General features: G+C 38.6%; 20 protein-coding genes. 2 read left to right on the plus strand and 18 right to left on the minus strand.

Going from position 1 to position 16,604, the window contains the following annotated elements:
* Positions 1 to 17 precede the first annotated feature (17 nt).
* Complete coding sequence (locus tag Q763_RS09815; protein WP_198133455.1) at positions 18 to 1,358, plus strand: voltage-gated chloride channel family protein; 1,341 nt, start codon at positions 18 to 20, stop codon at positions 1,356 to 1,358.
* Here the strand turns inward: Q763_RS09815 and Q763_RS09820 are convergent.
* The 5 genes from Q763_RS09820 to Q763_RS09840 form a co-directional block, all read right to left on the minus strand.
* On the minus strand, positions 1,328 to 3,598 hold the full coding sequence (locus Q763_RS09820; protein ID WP_035133686.1) for an ATP-binding protein: 2,271 nt from the start codon (positions 3,596 to 3,598) through the stop codon (positions 1,328 to 1,330). The two genes, Q763_RS09815 and Q763_RS09820, sit on opposite strands and share 31 nt — an antisense overlap.
* A gap of 13 nt (positions 3,599 to 3,611) precedes the next feature.
* The gene (locus Q763_RS09825; RefSeq protein ID WP_035133688.1) at positions 3,612 to 4,205 is read right to left on the minus strand and encodes a biliverdin-producing heme oxygenase; all 594 of its coding nucleotides are present in this window, start codon (positions 4,203 to 4,205) and stop codon (positions 3,612 to 3,614) included.
* 15 nt (positions 4,206 to 4,220) lie between these two features.
* Entirely contained in the window at positions 4,221 to 4,655 is a 435-nt protein-coding gene (locus Q763_RS09830) for a response regulator (protein WP_052123360.1), read from the minus strand.
* A 143-nt stretch (positions 4,656 to 4,798) separates the two neighbouring features.
* Positions 4,799 to 5,245 carry a response regulator gene (locus tag Q763_RS09835; protein ID WP_035133690.1) on the minus strand — a complete coding sequence of 149 codons (447 nt, stop codon included), beginning with the start codon at positions 5,243 to 5,245 and terminating at the stop codon, positions 4,799 to 4,801.
* 8 nt (positions 5,246 to 5,253) lie between these two features.
* Entirely contained in the window at positions 5,254 to 5,814 is a 561-nt protein-coding gene (locus Q763_RS09840) for a helix-turn-helix domain-containing protein (RefSeq protein ID WP_035133692.1), read from the minus strand.
* Between the two features lie 231 nt (positions 5,815 to 6,045).
* Between Q763_RS09840 and Q763_RS09845 the strand changes: the two genes are divergently transcribed.
* Positions 6,046 to 6,720, plus strand: coding sequence for a hypothetical protein (locus Q763_RS09845; RefSeq protein ID WP_035133694.1), 675 nt, complete (start codon positions 6,046 to 6,048; stop codon positions 6,718 to 6,720).
* 53 nt (positions 6,721 to 6,773) lie between these two features.
* Here Q763_RS09845 and Q763_RS09850 read toward each other — a convergent pair whose 3' ends face one another.
* The 13 genes from Q763_RS09850 to Q763_RS09910 form a co-directional block, all read right to left on the minus strand.
* On the minus strand, positions 6,774 to 7,187 hold the full coding sequence (locus tag Q763_RS09850; RefSeq protein ID WP_035133696.1) for a VOC family protein: 414 nt from the start codon (positions 7,185 to 7,187) through the stop codon (positions 6,774 to 6,776).
* Positions 7,188 to 7,373: 186 nt separating this feature from the next.
* Complete coding sequence (locus Q763_RS09855; protein ID WP_035133697.1) at positions 7,374 to 7,757, minus strand: DUF3037 domain-containing protein; 384 nt, start codon at positions 7,755 to 7,757, stop codon at positions 7,374 to 7,376.
* Positions 7,747 to 8,529 carry a HipA family kinase gene (locus tag Q763_RS09860; RefSeq protein WP_035133700.1) on the minus strand — a complete coding sequence of 261 codons (783 nt, stop codon included), beginning with the start codon at positions 8,527 to 8,529 and terminating at the stop codon, positions 7,747 to 7,749. Before Q763_RS09860 ends, Q763_RS09855 begins: the two co-directional genes overlap by 11 nt.
* Before the next feature lie 98 nt (positions 8,530 to 8,627).
* Positions 8,628 to 9,179, minus strand: a complete 552-nt coding sequence (locus tag Q763_RS09865) for a hypothetical protein (RefSeq protein WP_035133702.1) — start codon at positions 9,177 to 9,179, stop codon at positions 8,628 to 8,630.
* A 91-nt stretch (positions 9,180 to 9,270) separates the two neighbouring features.
* A complete protein-coding gene (locus Q763_RS09870) occupies positions 9,271 to 10,164 on the minus strand; it encodes a DUF2971 domain-containing protein (protein WP_035133704.1) in 894 nt (297 codons plus the stop codon).
* 157 nt (positions 10,165 to 10,321) lie between these two features.
* The gene (locus Q763_RS09875; RefSeq protein ID WP_035133706.1) at positions 10,322 to 11,704 is read right to left on the minus strand and encodes a sensor histidine kinase; all 1,383 of its coding nucleotides are present in this window, start codon (positions 11,702 to 11,704) and stop codon (positions 10,322 to 10,324) included.
* A gap of 17 nt (positions 11,705 to 11,721) precedes the next feature.
* Positions 11,722 to 12,384: a response regulator transcription factor gene (locus Q763_RS09880; RefSeq protein ID WP_035133708.1), complete on the minus strand. Its 663-nt coding sequence runs from the start codon at positions 12,382 to 12,384 to the stop codon at positions 11,722 to 11,724.
* A 3-nt stretch (positions 12,385 to 12,387) separates the two neighbouring features.
* Positions 12,388 to 13,710, minus strand: coding sequence for a DUF3570 domain-containing protein (locus Q763_RS09885; RefSeq protein WP_035133710.1), 1,323 nt, complete (start codon positions 13,708 to 13,710; stop codon positions 12,388 to 12,390).
* Positions 13,711 to 13,712: 2 nt separating this feature from the next.
* Positions 13,713 to 13,922, minus strand: coding sequence for a DUF4266 domain-containing protein (locus Q763_RS09890; RefSeq protein ID WP_198133456.1), 210 nt, complete (start codon positions 13,920 to 13,922; stop codon positions 13,713 to 13,715).
* The gene (locus Q763_RS09895; RefSeq protein WP_035133712.1) at positions 13,919 to 14,905 is read right to left on the minus strand and encodes an FAD:protein FMN transferase; all 987 of its coding nucleotides are present in this window, start codon (positions 14,903 to 14,905) and stop codon (positions 13,919 to 13,921) included. Before Q763_RS09895 ends, Q763_RS09890 begins: the two co-directional genes overlap by 4 nt.
* Positions 14,906 to 14,908: 3 nt before the next feature.
* On the minus strand, positions 14,909 to 15,340 hold the full coding sequence (locus Q763_RS09900; protein WP_035133714.1) for a thioredoxin family protein: 432 nt from the start codon (positions 15,338 to 15,340) through the stop codon (positions 14,909 to 14,911).
* Between the two features lie 139 nt (positions 15,341 to 15,479).
* The gene (locus tag Q763_RS09905; protein ID WP_052123361.1) at positions 15,480 to 16,274 is read right to left on the minus strand and encodes a prohibitin family protein; all 795 of its coding nucleotides are present in this window, start codon (positions 16,272 to 16,274) and stop codon (positions 15,480 to 15,482) included.
* 5 nt (positions 16,275 to 16,279) lie between these two features.
* The gene (locus Q763_RS09910; protein WP_035133715.1) at positions 16,280 to 16,474 is read right to left on the minus strand and encodes a hypothetical protein; all 195 of its coding nucleotides are present in this window, start codon (positions 16,472 to 16,474) and stop codon (positions 16,280 to 16,282) included.
* Positions 16,475 to 16,604: the final 130 nt, after the last annotated feature.

Raw genomic sequence — 16,604 nt, forward strand, 5'->3', positions numbered from 1 at the left:
TATATAAACAAGGTAACATGAATAAACAATCTTTTAGAAGGCTCATTGCATCTGTCGAACAGATTCCACAATTTTTTTATCTTTTAAAGTGGCTGCTTATTTCGGTAATTGTCGGAATATTATGCGGTTCTGCTTCTGCATTCTTTTTAGTTTCGCTTGAATGGGCTACAAATTGGCGTGAAAACCATATTTGGATTATTGTCTTATTACCATTGGGCGGACTCATAATCGGACTCTTATATCATTATTTTGGCAGTAGTGTTGTTAAAGGCAACAATATGCTATTGGAAGAACTCCATACTCCTAAACAGATAATTCCTTTCCGCATGGCACCACTGGTGTTGTTTGGTACTATAGCCACACACTTTTTCGGTGGTTCTGCGGGGCGTGAGGGTACTGCCGTGCAAATGGGTGGTGCTATTGCCGATCAGTTTACCAAACTTTTTAAAATGCGTCCGCGTGACCGTAAAATACTTATTATAATAGGTATTAGTGGTGGTTTTGCCTCTGTATTCGGCACACCATTGGCAGGAGCTGTTTTTGCGCTTGAGGTTATGGTATTGGGAAGAATGCGTTATGAGGCGATATTACCAAGTTTCCTTACTGCTGTGGTGGCTAATTATACCTGTCATTTATGGGGAGTGGGGCACACGCATTATCATATTCCCTTTGTTCCCGAAATGACACCGCTTAACCTACTGTTTGCAGCAGGGGTAGGTATTGCATTTGGACTTACAGCCATGCTTTTTTCCCGAATGACACACTTTTGGGGCGAACTTTTCAAATCGAAAATTAGTTATTCTCCGTTACGACCTTTTGTAGGGGGTATAGTAATCGCTGTTGCCGTATTTATAATAGGGACTACAAAATATATAGGTTTAGGTGTTCCGGTAATTGTAGATGCTTTTAATCAGGATCTTACGTCATACGACTTTTTGCTTAAAATACTGTTTACTTCCTTTACTCTTGGTGCAGGATTTAAAGGAGGGGAAGTAACACCATTATTCTTTATAGGGGCTACACTGGGGAATGCGTTGGCATTTTTTGTACCATTACCTTTGGCTTTACTGGCGGGAATGGGCTTTGTGGCTGTTTTCTCGGGAGCTACTAATACACCAATTGCCTGTACGCTTATGGGTATAGAACTTTTTGGTGCCGAAAGCGCCGTGTTTATAGCGATTGCCTGTGTGGTTGCTTACCTGTTTTCAGGACATACAGGAATTTATTCGGCGCAGATAGTGGGCAGTTCTAAGCACCTGTTATTTGGCAGGGAACAAGATAAAACACTGGCTACTGTAGGCAGTTCGCGTAAGGAAAGGAGAGCCAATTATCTGGCTACTCTGTTTGCCGGAAAATAAATACTGATTACTGCACCTTCATCTAAATTCCCTGTTGCCGAAATGTACCCGTTGTGATTTTGTACTATCTTTTTACAAAGTGCGAGTCCAACACCCGATCCTTTATACTCGGAAGAGGAATTCAGTCTTGTAAATATATTGAAGATCGATTCGGCATATTCCTGTTCAAAGCCTATACCGTTATCGGCTACATAAACAAGTCTGTAAAGCATTTTGTCTACATCGTTGTATGCTACCGGTACTGCTTCTGCAGATATTTTTACTATAGGGTTTCTGTCGTGAGCCGAATATTTGATACAGTTACTTATCAGGTTAGAGAACAATTGTTTTAAAAGGAATGGTACTCCCTGTATTACAGGAAGCTTATCTACCTGTACTTCGGCTTGTTTTTCTTCTATTGTTTCGTGTAGTTCAATAATAACGTCGTTAACAATATCTGTAAGGTTAACCGGTTCAAAGTTACTGTCCTCGTGTTTAAGTCGCGTGTATTTAAGTATATCGATAAGCAGGTTTTGCATCCTGTTTGCTGAACTGTTCATTCGCCTTATAGAATCTTCCACTTTTTCAGGAATATCCTTTTCGGTACTCAATATACGTGATGATATAAGCTGTATTTTACGTAATGGTTCCTGTAGATCGTGCGTGCTTATCCAGTTGATGTTTTCCAGCTCTGAATTGGTTTCCTTTAATAACTCACTCAGTTTACGATACTTTTCTTCTTCCTGAGTAATGATAAGCAGATTGATTTGTCTTTGAAGACTATGAGCATAAGTAGCTGCTGTATCAAGTTCGGGTTTTTCCCAAGGCTTACTCTGGCAGTCTACTATTTCCTTCCAAAGTTTAAAAGAGTTTCTCGGTGAAAGCCCTTTTTCGTCTTTTATAATCGATTTGTTTGGATCACCACCCCAGTTTACTTCTTTTTTGGTTTCGGGTCTGTACCATATAATACAGTTATTACTTTCAATATCAAGCGAATGGTATATAAGTCCCGATGCATTTTCACACATATCCTTATATTGCGGTAACAGGCTGATAAGCTTCTCGGTATGCGTATGTCCGTTTTGCGTATAGGTTGCCAGCCAGCTGGACAGTTTTTGTATTTCCTCATCAGGAGGGGTAAGTCCGTTTTTGTATACCGTATTGTTAATCAGTATTGAAACCCCCGATGCATTACAGAGTTCCAGTAAATATGGCGAGGCTATAAGTTCGTCAAAAGTATGATTTTCAGTTATGGAAATGGCGTTTAATTTCTCGAGTGCCGTATTTGTTTTTTGTGACAGTTCATACTCCTCGTTTTTTTGCCTTAGGTCAATTTGTGAGGTAATGAAATGTCCCTGTAACTGAGCTGCTAACCTTAGTTCGGGTGACAGGTTTTTAGGCGAATAATGATGGCATGCTATAAGACCCCATAGTTTTTTCTGGTAAATAAGCGAGATGGTAAGCGTGGCGCCAACTCCCATATTATGCAGGTATTGCACGTGTATAGGTGAGGTACTTCTTAAAATAGACAGGCTTAAGTCCAGGTTCTTATCTTCACTGTCATCGATGGTATATACCGGAACCGGAGTGTAGTCTACATCAGTAATAATACGCAACAGGTTTTGCATGTATAGTTCGCGAGCCTGTTTAGGGATATCGGTATGTGGATAATGAAGCCCTAAAAATGGCTCCAGGTCTTCGCGAACACTTTCGGCAAAAACTTCTCCGTTATAATCTTTATCAAAACGATAAATCATTACACGGTCGTATCCTGTTATATCTCTTGTTCCTTTGGCTACAAGCTGACACAATTCCTTAAACGTATTAGTATCGTGCATGTAAGACAGGAACTGTGATGTTTGGTTGTATTCGCGTGAAGCGTCTATTTCATTCACGCTTGCCGGTTCGGCCTCAATAATATAAAGGGAATCGCTTTTGTGAACCGTACATACAAAATGCTTATCAAACAGGTTTATTTTTAGAAGACTTGAAGAAAGCATGAGCTTTTTTTCAATATAGTCCTTCAAATCAATAAGCGCCTGTTCACCAAAAACAGTATCAAAGGTTTTACCTAATGCCTGTTCATGACTAACACCGGTAAAGTTTTTACTGTTACCACTGCAAAATTCTATTTTGTAAGTGTTGGAGTGAACGGCAATTAAAAATCCGTGTGGCTGAATGCTTCCCGGAATATGTATGGGCTCCTGTTCACAATTGGTAAGATTTACAATATCACGATTTACGATATCCTTTATATTCATAAACTAATGGGGGTTAGTTTTGGGTAAAATGCCTGCTAATGGTATTAAAGGCATATTCTGCCCCGGCAATTATTTCATCTTCGTTGTTATGCTCTTCCTGATAAGCTGTTAATGCATTAAGGAAAGATTTCCACATACTGCCTGTTTTGTTACCGTAGCCGGCAAAGTAAGCAGTTCCCTTATCTTCGGTAAGGCCTAAAGATGTGTTGATATTTTTTAATATAACCCTTCCGCCAAGCGAAGAACCTTCAATAACATACAGTATGCCCATCCTAAAGGCAGGTGACATAGCTTCTATATTTTTAAAAGGTTTTTGGTGTTGCATTTTGGCATAGCCCAGTGCACTAAAATCACTTTCTATAAGTGATGCCTTGTTGCGCTCGGCAATATCGGGCATAATAGGAGTAAGGGCAGGAAAAATATCTTCTTCTGCCTGCTTAACCACATCATGCATAAGGTTTAGGTAATATAAGTACTGGGAAGCTGTTACTTCAGGATCCATTATTGATTCTGAAAGAGGAAGCTTTTCCAGATTTGTATGGGCTACCGATGTTTTGGAGCGTAATCTTTCCAAAAACGTTTCGGTAGTCGTAATATCATTATTCATAATAAAAAAAAATTCTTAGCTGAAATACACGAAGTTATTAGCCTCTACACTAAACTTATCCCAGTTGATTTTAAGGGTATGTTCTATAGATTTTTTAAGCTTATCGAAAGCACCCGATTTAGGGACATAAAAAGAGGCTCCAAGTTCTTTACTCTGCTGTATGGTAATATCATCGCTTGAAGTAGAGAACATTACCACAGGAAGGTCTTTATGCTTCTCTGATTCGCGCATACGTCTCAATGTTTCCAGTCCGTTCATTCCCGGCATATTAATGTCAAGAAATACAAGGTACGGAGTGGGAGGCGGGTTGTCTAAAGCATGGAGTAACTCTTCGCCGTTGCGTTGTGTAACTACTTTAACGTTAGTATCTATAATGTCGATAATTTCCCTGAAGAAGTCAATATCTTCCTGGTCGTCATCGGTATAAAATATTGTTAATTCATTATTCATGGCCTATTAATTTTAAGCGGGTTTGAAACAAATATAGTTTAATTAATACTGAATATCTGTTTACAAGCTGTTAATATTAGAGTCGCAGGAAGTTATGCAGAATGTTATAACATCTCTGTTTTAAATTATAAATACTTTACTTACTAAAAATTAAGTATAAAACTGTCTTTATTCAGTCCGTCTGTAATATACTGCCAGTTGATATGAATTACATCTGAAATGATTTTTTTCAGTTCGGTAAAATCTGACGGTTTTTTGATGTACACATTAGCCCCCGAGATAAAAGTCTGTTCCACATCATGATCTGATGAGGAAGTGGAATATATAGCTACCGAAATATTTTTAAGTCGCTCACTGTTCCTGATTTCCTTTAAACATTCCATTCCTGATTTTCGGGGCATGTTAAGGTCAAGAAAAATAATGTCCGGGAGAGGATTCTCTTTAACCACAAGATGGTTCATAAGTGATACTCCGTCGTTAAATGTGGTAAGGGTATACTTAATTTTAACCTCCTCGAAGGCTTCGGTAAAAAACAGGCGATCGTCTTCATCGTCGTCTGCCAGCATAATGTGTAAGTGAGTATGCAGCATATACAGGCTTATATATTATTTTCAGCTATTCTTTTTTGCCTCATTATTTTTTGAAAGGTGGTAGGAGTAACCCCGGTTATATTTTTGAACTGCTGCGACAGGTAAGCGACGCTGCTGTAGTTCATCATGAAAGAAATCTCGGTAAGGGAAAGACTTTCGGTCATTAACAGCTGTTTTACTCTTTCAATTTTATGAAGGATTATAAAATTTTCTATGGATATAAAAGTAACTTCCGAGAATACCTGTGAAAGGGTACGGTAACTTTCATTAAGCTTTTCAGATAGGTATGAAGATATTTTTAACGACTGTACCCCTTTGTCTGCATAAAGCATTTCTATAATAGCATTCTTGATTTTTTGTACCAATATGCTTTTTTGATTGTCAACGATTTCAATGCCATATTCCTTTAGGGAATCAATTAGCTGATTGTATTTTTCCATCGGGATGTTCTCCCTGAATTTGACATATCCGGGTTCGGTTACTTTGCAGTCAATATCAAATTTATCTAATTGCTGCTGTAGCAGAACTTTACACATCTGGTCTATGTTGTATTTTATGTAAAGCTCCATTCGTTATCCTTTAATTAGCGGGTAAAATTAGTAATTTTTATTAACATGTGTTTAATCGCTCTACTTTTCATAGCTGTCCTATAGAGTAATATTTGAAGGTGTGTTTTTTTAAAAAATTTAGTTTCAGTATTTTAGGTCTTTTTTATAAATTTAGAAAACCTTTAAAACTTAACATACTGCGTTATGCAGGCTCTAAGATGTTAAATAACCCTAAATGCAATATAATAAATTATGCTGTTTTTTCAAATACCTCCTCCCGATGGCGGAATAATTTACACTGAAACAAATTTGGATAACCTGTTTCCCGAACCGTTAAACGCTATTACTTCAGTACTGTTTTTGTTTTTGGCCTTTTACTGGACGTTTAAACTGTGGGGCAAGTCAAGTCAACACACCTTTTTGTTTAGTGCTGTTATACTGCTTTATATTGGCGGAATAGGAGGAACAGTATATCACGGACTGCGACAGTGGAGCATTTTTATTGTAATGGACTGGCTGCCTATAATGCTGTTATGTATAGCTGCTGGTGTTTATTTTTTAACCCGACTTACAAAATGGTATTATGCAACAGGGCTGGTACTGCTGTATATAGGTTTTCAGTTTGTTTTGCGAAATAAAATTACCGGCGATATACATTTGTTAATCAATATTAATTATGCGGCTATGGCTGCATTGGTACTCTTCCCCGTATTGGCTTACCTTATAAAAACGAAATTTGAAAATGGGTTATGGGTTGGTATGGCACTCCTGGCTTTTATTTTAGCGCTGGCTTTTCGTATTGGAGACGGCTGGGGCTGGGTAAGCTTCGGGACTCATTTTTTATGGCATTTGTTTGGTGCAGTGGCAGCACATTGTATGTTTCAGTATATATACCGTATAAACAACAGTGATTTACTTACTGCCTAAAAACACAAAACCCGCTTTGTTGCAAAGCGGGAATGGATAAAAGATAAGATGTGCTATTCGTTTGGCATGGCGCTCATATCCATATAGAATATTTCCCATTGGTGTCCATCTAAATCCTCAAAATTGCGGTTGTACATCCAGCCGTAATCTATAGGGTCTTTGTATTGTTTACCTCCTGCAGCAAAAGCTTTTTCTATAATACTTTCTACTTCGTCACGGCTGTTTACCGCTAATGCCGTGATTACCTCTGTTGCTTTTTTAGCATCTGCTACCGGTTTGGTAATAAAGGTACTAAAATACTTTTCGGTAAGCAGCATCGCAAACATGTTTTCTCCTATAATCATACAGGTTGCATTCTCATCGGTAAACTGAGCGTTAAAAGTAAAGCCCATTTTAGTGAAGAATTCGATAGACTTGTTAAGGTCTTTTACCGGAAGGTTGATAAAGATTTGATTGATTTTTGTCATAACTGTTCGTTTGTTGATTTGTATATTACAAAGTTATAAACGAAACCCTCACACAGGGTGTGTATATCTGACAAGCTAAGGGGGGAATCAGGACGATTTTAGTAATTAGAATTGAGAATTGAGAAATCTCATAATATCTTTTCATCTATTATCTCACTACTTTGTACTCAATACTTAATACTAAAACTATAATACCAAATCTTCAAACAGGCGTTGCGTTAGTTTTTCCATATCACCACAAAAGCCCGGGTGTGGCCTTGAGGTTTGTATAACCGAACTGCGCACTGCCGTTAACCACCTGAAACGTTCTGGGGCTTCCATTTGAGCAATAGGTCCGCCTTCTTTGGCGCCACGTGCTATTTTTTCAAACGATTCCAGGTTTTGTTTAATTTGGTCGATATCGGTTTCCGGTGAGAACAGCAGTATTTTAGGTTCGTTAATGGTATAAAGTGCCTTAACGAATTTTTGCCTTTTGCAAAACACTATCACCCCTACATTTAGGAACTCTTCGCGCTCCACACGGGGAACAACACGAATCACGGCATATTCATATAGGTGTTTATCTTGCATTTTTAGCCTGATTTACAAAAATATCACTGTTTTCTAATCTCGTTAGCAGGAACTGAGTGTACACTTCGCGCACCTGTTCCGGCTCAAGGTCGTTATCCTGCCAGTCCATCCATTCGGCAGGTATAAGTGCTGTTATGGAACGTATTTTCTCCTCGTTAAGCAATGCTTTGTATTCGGCATTCACTTCGTCCAGCAGGGTGGCCTGTGGCAGCAGTACATGATCTTTAATCAAAGCAAACGGAGTTACCGCAGCCGCCTGAGGATCGTTAAACGAATGGTGGAAATACAGCGAAGCACCGTGATCTATAAGCCACAGTTCCTTGTGCCATATAAGCATATTGGTATTACGGAAGGTACGGTCTACATTGGTAATAAAAGCATCTAGCCATACAATTTGTGAAGCCATTTTAGCTTCGACAGTAGTAACAACCGGATCGAAGTTTATAGCCCCCGAAAGGTAATGCAGGGCAAGGTTAAGCCCCTGGCTAAATTGTAGTAAATCCTGAATTTCCTCGTCGGCTTCGGTACGACCAAAAGCCTCATCAAGATTAGCAAACACCAGTTCGGGTACAGGTAAACCTAATAGCCGTGCCATTTCGCCACCTATAAGTTCAGCGATAAGGGCTTTGGTTCCGTGTCCGGCACCGCGAAATTTAAGTACGTATTTAAAGTCGTCGTCAGCCTCGGCAATGGCAGGCAGCGAACCGCCCTCGCGCAGCGGGGTAACATAACGCATTACGTTTACGGTGCGTAATTGTGGTGTTTTGCTCATGGTTACTAAGTACAGCTTTTACACAGCAGTTTTGTGATGTAAAAATAGCGAATTTTTATAAAGAAGCCCTGTTTGTTACCCTTATGGGAAACAGGTGTTTAAACCGATGGCATGGCAGTAGGGTACCAGTTCCTGTCTTCAAGGAAGGAAATAATATCGTTAAAGCCCTCTTGGGTTACTTCCTTTTTAGAGATGATGAATGCCGGTGTAGCCGATGTATCAAAATACAACAGCACATTGTTTTTATTGATTACCTTAAAACTGGTGCAGTTGTCCCAGCTTAGGGTTATTGCCACTCCGTTGGTCGTATAATGGAAAGCCTCTTTAGTAAACTCCAGTACTCCGGTTGTGTTTTTCCATTTTTGGACAGCAGCTTCAATAAGACGGTGTTGTTTTTTTCTGTTCTTACTGATGTTTATATAGTGGTTAATACAGTTGATAGCCAAATGCAACCCTACAGCTATAAACACATACCCTGCATTTGCCACGCCAAGCCCCGAAGCTAAAAACCAACCGCCAATACCGGTTATTAATATGGCCTGTACCAGTAATAAATGGGTGTTTCTTACCCTGGTGTACCAAAGGTGATTAAAAGCATCAATAGTTTTTTCCCTGTAAAGGGCAGGGTTAAAGGGTATTTCAAATTTCATTTATATATAGCGTGGTTTGCCGTAAATATAAAGAATAAATTTTGAGGTTATTGGATTATGATAAAATGTAGATAGAATGGAATATAATAAACTATATTTTATATTTACTATAATCAATCTCCTCTCTTGTAAGAGCAAATTGAAAATGAACTTTTTTTACTCTATATACTCTCATTCCTTTCAAAATTTTTGCTTTACACTTGGATAGTATATCTATAATCATATTTTCAGGAAAATTAAGACCTAAGTATAGTTCATCATACCAATCATCATTTGAAGTTATTTTAATGCCTTTCAGGTTTTTTTCTTCATCGAGAACTAATCCGTTAATATTTTTAGGTAAATTATATGTCATTAATCTATATTCTTCTTCATGGCACCAATCTTTTGATTTATAATAAGCCTGTTTATGAGCCTTTTCAGCAAATGATTGATTTGGCTTTAATATAGGGTATTCGTCATATGTAACTAAAGCTCCAGTTCCTATTTTACCTGAAAAGAAGATCTTTTTTAGATTAAACCCTAAACAGATACCAGTGTGATTTAATGCATAATATCCCCACATTGCAATACTATTCCATTTTTTTGAAGTGCAAAAAACACTATAAAAATTATTTATTTGTGAAAATTGATATTCATTATCCGATTTCATTTTTTCTAAATCCTTAAAATCGGTATTGTTCTTTAATTTTAAAAGTTCAGATTTCATTTTATGATCGCTCCAATTTAAATTTTCTATTTTAGATTTAAATCTTAATAATTTTTCTAGATATATATCAACTTCATCATTTGACATTAAATCATATCGTTTCTCTATTTTACAATCGAAAGGATCATTAAAATTTTTAGGAGACGAAAAAAAAAGCTCATTTTCTGTAAGTACTTTTTGATAATAAATATTATTCCAGTCAAGATATTTATAAATAATATTAGGTTGCTTTTTTAGTAACTCTTCATGATTAGGATTCGCAATAGTTTCATACATAGTGTAAATATTTTACCTAATGTAATAAACATTTGTTTGTTAAATATTCAAAAGGTTAAATTTCAGTATTTTACACATAGCTTATTACGTATAAACACGTAATAAAAAATCCCAAAGCATACACTTTGGGATTTTTTATATAGTAGAGTAGGAGTGTTTATTTTAAAAACAACCTCACCGTAGTACCCTTTTCCTCTTTGCTGTAAATATCAATAGCGATACCCAGTAGTGAGCACAGGCGTTTTACGATAGAAAGCCCAAGGCCCGTACCTTTAATATTACTGTGTTCGGTAGCTTTAGAGCGGTAAAACTGATTGAATATTTTTTGCAGGTCGTGCGCCGGTATACCCATACCGTTATCGGTTATGGTAATACAGGTACCGTCGTTTTCGTTTATGGAAACGGTTATAATACCATTATCGGGCGAATATTTAATAGCATTCGAGATAAGGTTATTTATAATAATTGAAAACAGGTATTCGTCGGTTTCATGATAGTAGTCCTTATCAAATTCGGTTACTAGCTGTATGTTTTTGTCCTTTACCGTTTGTGAATAGCGGGTAAGCGTGTCCAGTAATACCGAGTTAAGGTATACGCTTTCGGGCTTAATGGACTGTTTTTGGTTTTCAAAACGCGCCAAAAGCAATAGCTGATCTACCATGTGGTTAAGGCGGTTAACTTCGCTGATGCAAAAGTTTATTTTTTCTTCATATTCCTCACGGTCGCGTGGCTTGCGTATCAATACTTCCAGAGTTCCCTTAATCACGGCAAGGGGAGTGCGCAGTTCGTGTGAGGCATCGCTGGTAAACTGTTTTTCGCGCTCAATGGCGTTTTGTATACGGTCCAGCAGGTTGTTTATGGTTTGCGATAATGTGTACAGTTCGTCTTTATTTGGCGGTAACGGAATACGTGAGGTAAGGTTATCGCGTGTAATATCGTTTGACGTACTCATTATAGACGCTACAGGCTTAATACTGCGCCCGGCAATAATACGGGCAATAATAAACAGTACGACCAATACAAGGGGATAGGCTATCCATAGTATTTTGCTAAGGTTATCCAGTACCATAGCGGCATCTTCAAGCGGAGCAGCAACCAGTATATAGCCCACCACTTTATCGCTATGTATTACCGGAACTTCTATCTGCCTAACCGACTTGTTTTGCAGCCAGGTATCGTAAGAGAGGGTTTGCTTCTTTTTGTATTTTATGTGCAGGAACGATTCTTTAAGGTTTGGCGACTTATCGGTATAATTACCATCGGTATCTACAAACTCAATAAAAATAGGGTTAATGTCGAGTGTGTTGTGTTCTTTTTCCTTCCATTCCAGTGAGTCCTGTATGGCAAAGCCTGTATCGTTTATACTGATTTCGGTCATCAAATCGGCTATCTCAATGCTAAGGTCGCGTTCCACATCGCTGTATACGCTTTGACGCACAGTAAAGTAAATTACCACAAACACGGCAAACACAAGCAGGGCAGTGCTCACAATGTAATAAAACGCAATACGGTTGCGAAAAGAAAACGATATGGCTTTCACTGGGGATTCTTTATGGGTTATTCTTCTGCAATATAGCCTATTCCGCGTACTGTTTTAATAAAGTCGTCCTCTTTTTTAAGGTTGAGCTTTTTGCGGAGGGCATTTATAAAAACATCAATAACTCCGGTGTCATATTCAAAATGAATATCCCAAACGTCCTGTATTATTTGCTGGCGTGTGCAAACATTACCCTTATTTTGGATTAGGTACACTAACAGGTCGTATTCCCTTTGGGTAAGGGCAACCTCTTTACCGTTATGCCATACCTGATGCTTGTTTTGTATAATACGGGTATTACCTATGGTAAGTTCGTTGCTATCCTGCATATAACGGAAGTGAATGTTAATGCGCTCTACCAGTTCCTGAAAGCTAAACGGTTTTTTGATATAATCGTTAGCTCCCGCTTTAAGGCCTTCAATAGTTTCCTGCACGGTATCTTTTGCCGTAAGGAAAATAATAGGGGTTTTGGTGTCGGTTGCCCTTACGGCACGGCACACCTCAATACCCGTAAAGCCGGGCATCATCCAGTCCAGCAGTATCAGGTCGGGGTTTTTATCTATTATATCGTTATAAGCGTCTTTTCCGTTTTCAGAAATGAATACCTCAAAACCTTCTTCCTCAAGCCCCTGCTTAAGGAAGTTGGTAATGCCTTTTTCATCTTCTGCTATAAGGATTCTCATAATTTACTGTTGTACAAATTTGATACCGAAAGATACGATATTTGCGTCTAAACCATCACTACGGGAGTAGTGGTTAAAACGCAGGTCAATGTTTTTGATTCCGTAGCCCCAAACTCTTGCTGCGGCAAAAATATCGGTATAGTTTACACCGAAACCATACTGATGGGCATCGAAAGTTGAAAGGTCATAATCACTGGTGTAATACTGCTCTGTAGACAAATGCGTGTTATATGGAGCAAAATACTTAGATCCCTGTTGTGTGTAATACCTGTACATGGGGAACACCGTGAACCTGTCGTTCAGTTTTATTGGTAATTCTATATTGGCAGTGTGTGAACTTAACCCCCAGTCGTCTGTATAAAAACGATAGTAGGTGCGTACCACAAGCCATTGGTTAACATAATAGTTTAGTCGTGCCCCTAAAGGCAGTTTAAAGCGGTTATCCGGCAGGCGTTCTATATCATCGGCAAGATGGAACTCATTGATAAAAGAGTCGGCCACATCGGCAAAATACACCCTTTGGTAAGGCGTAGAGAGTAATCCCTGCTGATATAGTAAATCGGCAAATAAGGAAAACTGCATTCTTTCGGTTGCCACCTGCGAGAAGCTGAATGACATAGAGTAGGAGTTTCTGTTCTTTTTAGGATGTGGCGAAAACCTGCTAGGGTTATAATCTGTATTACCGGTAATGGTAAAGTAATTGAATATTCCTCCGTTAAGGTCGTAACCATTGTTGTAAAAATCCTGTAACTCCTTAGGGTAAATAGGTCTCCAGCTGTCCAGGTATACATTACCCGAAACGTTAATTTCACTATTCTTATCGTTAAACAGTTTGGTATAACCACCACCAAAGCCTAATGATGAATAATCATACTCGGTAGATCCCGAAAGGTGAGCATTCCAAATGTCGTTTCTGTCGTCTGAACTATGGCTGTAATTTACCACAAGCGAGGTAAGCATATCTGAGGCGGATGCTCCTGAACTTGCCTGCCACGGACTGGGCGTACTGCTGTCAAACGGATTGATGTTCCCCGAAGATGCGGATGAATAGGCCGACAATCCGGCATCTACGGTAAGAACATCGTCATCATTCAATGGCATTGCTACCACTATAGTAGGAGTAACGTCAGACAGTTTCTCCATACCTTTACCTCCTGCAACAGCAGAGTGTACACCATCCTGCTGGTAGTAACTCATTAAAAAGTCGACTTCGGTACTTTCCAGTACTCTCTTTTTATAAGTTACCTGTGTGCTATCCTGTTCCTGTTGTGCCACTGCGGCAACCGAGGTTAATAATAATATGCTAAATAATGTAAATCGTTTCATGCTTAATTACAGCCACAGCCTCCTCCTGTTTTTCCTCCGTTAGCACCTGCTGCGGCTTCCCTGTATACCTGAAAATTAGTTTCAAAACGTTCGGTAGGGCGTGCCGATAGTTTCATATCGGGATCGTTTATATACTGTTTTTCGTATTCTTTAACCGAGTTGCACGATTGTAGTGCTATTAGCACTACGCCCAGTATTAGTATCTTTTTCATGGTTTGTATTTCTCTATATCTATATTCTGTGAAACATGAATGTTTCCTTTATCGTCTACTATTATGCATTCTATGCCTTTAAGCTGGTTTATAAGGTTGAGGCCAACCTCAATACCCATTACAAAAACCGAGGTAGCCAGTGCATCTGAAATTTCGGTGGTTTTAGCAAATACCGAAACACTTACAATTCCCGTTGCCGGATAACCCGTTCTCGGGTCAATAATGTGGGAGTAACGCTTACCGTTAAACACCACATATTTCTCGTAACTGCCCGATGTTTCAATAGCGCTGTCTTCCAGCGGGAACATAGCAAACACCTTGCTTTTGTTCATTGGGTTTACAATGCCTACCGTCCATTGACTTCCGTCCGGTTGCTTGCCCCAGGCATTAATATCGCCCGATACGTTTACAAGCCCAGATGTACATCCGTTGGCATAAAGCAGTTCTTTTATTTTATCGGCTATATACCCCTGACCAATACCGCCCATTCCCAGTTTCATTCCCTTGTCTCTAAGGAATACGGTACTGTTTTCTTTATCAACTATTATTTTTTCATATCCTATTTTCTCTACAGATTTCTTAATAGCTTCTTGAGATGGCATTTCTTTCATGCTGCCGTCAAACTTCCAAATCCTGTCCATAGAGGCATACGAAATATCAAAAGCCCCATCGGTTAGCTTGGATATACTGATTGCCCTTTCAATAAGTGCTATCAGCTCTTCGCTAACCTTTACGGGCTTTATTCCGGCGTTATCATTGATTGCCGAAACCTGCGTAGTGGGGATCCAGTCGGATATAATATTTTCTATACGTTTTACTTCTGCAACGGCAAGATCTATGTATTTGTTAGCCTGTACCGTATCTTTTGCTACTACCGTAATCTCAAAAGGGCTTCCCAGCATGGAAAGTTTCCTTTTGTGGGCTATTTGTCCGTAGCTGCCTGTAAAACATAGCAGCAGCAAAAAGAACATTATTTTTGTCATGGCCTATTTTTCCATTGAATGTAACAGTTCGATGTATTCTTTAGGGGATATATTTTTAAAACCGGTTTTACCCAGTACTTTTCCTGTTTTGTCTATTACCACAACCAGAGGGAAATAACCTTCACGGTTGTATTTTTCTGCCAGTTGGTCATTATGCTTTTGTTGGGCTTCCGGCAGGGCATTTTGTTTCTTTTTAGGGAAGTCGGCTTTAAGAAGCACCCATTTTTCGGCTGATTCTTTTTTAAACTCATCCGACTGCCATATGTTCCTGTCCAGTTTTATACAGGGAGCACACCAGTCTGACCCCGAAAAAACAAGAATAATGTTTTTATTTTCTTTAGCGGCCAGCGCTTTGGCATCATCTATATTGTTGTTCCAGTTTTGGGCAAAAGCCGGAGCACTTATCAGCAATAGTAAGATTAGTATTTTTTTCATGATTATAAATTTATACAAATTAACGCTTGGTTTGTTACTGTAGGTATACCTGTAGCCGTTTCTTAAGCCAATTTTAAGAAACAAAAATCCCGAAGCACAGGCTTCGGGATTACATAGTAAGTGTTTTATTTTTAATTTGTTAGTTTACACTTTTAAAGAAAGCAGGGGAGTTACCGTATATGGCGGTTTTACCATCCCATTTCTCTATAAACTGCTGTTGTATAAGCAGGCTGTTTAACGATTGTTTACGTAGTTCGTTAGCACGGGCTTCGGCTTCTGCCTGTACAATTAGTTTTTTAGCTTCTGCCTGAGCAATTTTAAGCTCGTTTTCAACTTTCATGGCCTGTTGTACGGCAGCATTTTTGGCATTAATAGCCTGAGTGATTGATTCAGGGTACTCTATACCGCTCGTCATTTGTTCCAGCGTAAAACCTTCCCTGTTCAGTAAGTCTCCCATATTGGTTTGAATAGAATGCTCAAACCTTTCTCGGTTACTTATAATACTGTCGGTACTGTACTTATTGAACTCAATACGGAAAGCATCCTTAATGTAGTTGAACAGTGTTGTTTCGGTAATTTCCTTGATGTCTTTACGGTACTTTTTAAATATTACCGGACTGTGTCCGTCTTTTACCTTAAAGGATAGGGTAGGATCTACCGAGAAAACCGAACCGTCTTTAGCATTAACCGTAAACGATTCATAGTTTATGGTTTGTACATAGGTAGGGAATTCGTATACATCCTCAGTAAGCGGATTGTACCAAACCCTACCGGTAACAAGGCTCACATCCTGAACCCCTTTGTCACTACCGTACAGTTTAACCAGGATACCTTCGTAACCTGCGTCTATACGTTCGTTACATGAAATAAATGCAATAAGCATGAATACGCCTAAAATAATGGCGGTAAAAATAAATGTAATTCTCTTTTTCATTGTTTTTAAAATAGTTTTTTACGTATGTATAATATTGATTTAAGAAGGAAGAAAAAAGTAATACACAGCAAAACCACACCACCCAGTACCTGAGTGTCTGATTTTGCACTAAGCATATGGAATGCCTGTGTGGTTATCCATAATACAGCCAGAATTAAGAGCGGTATTGCTGAAAGGATAACAATTTTTTGTGTTTTCATTGAAGTAATTGTATAAGGTGTTTTTAACAAAAATTTGCTCTGTTAAATTACGAAATATTTTTCGATTTTGCAACTATATCAAGCGATAGCGCGCATGTAACTATGATTTAGGTAATTGCGTAATGTTAAA

The organism is Flavobacterium beibuense F44-8 (genome assembly GCF_000769915.1).
GTDB classification, from domain to species: domain Bacteria; phylum Bacteroidota; class Bacteroidia; order Flavobacteriales; family Flavobacteriaceae; genus Flavobacterium; species Flavobacterium beibuense.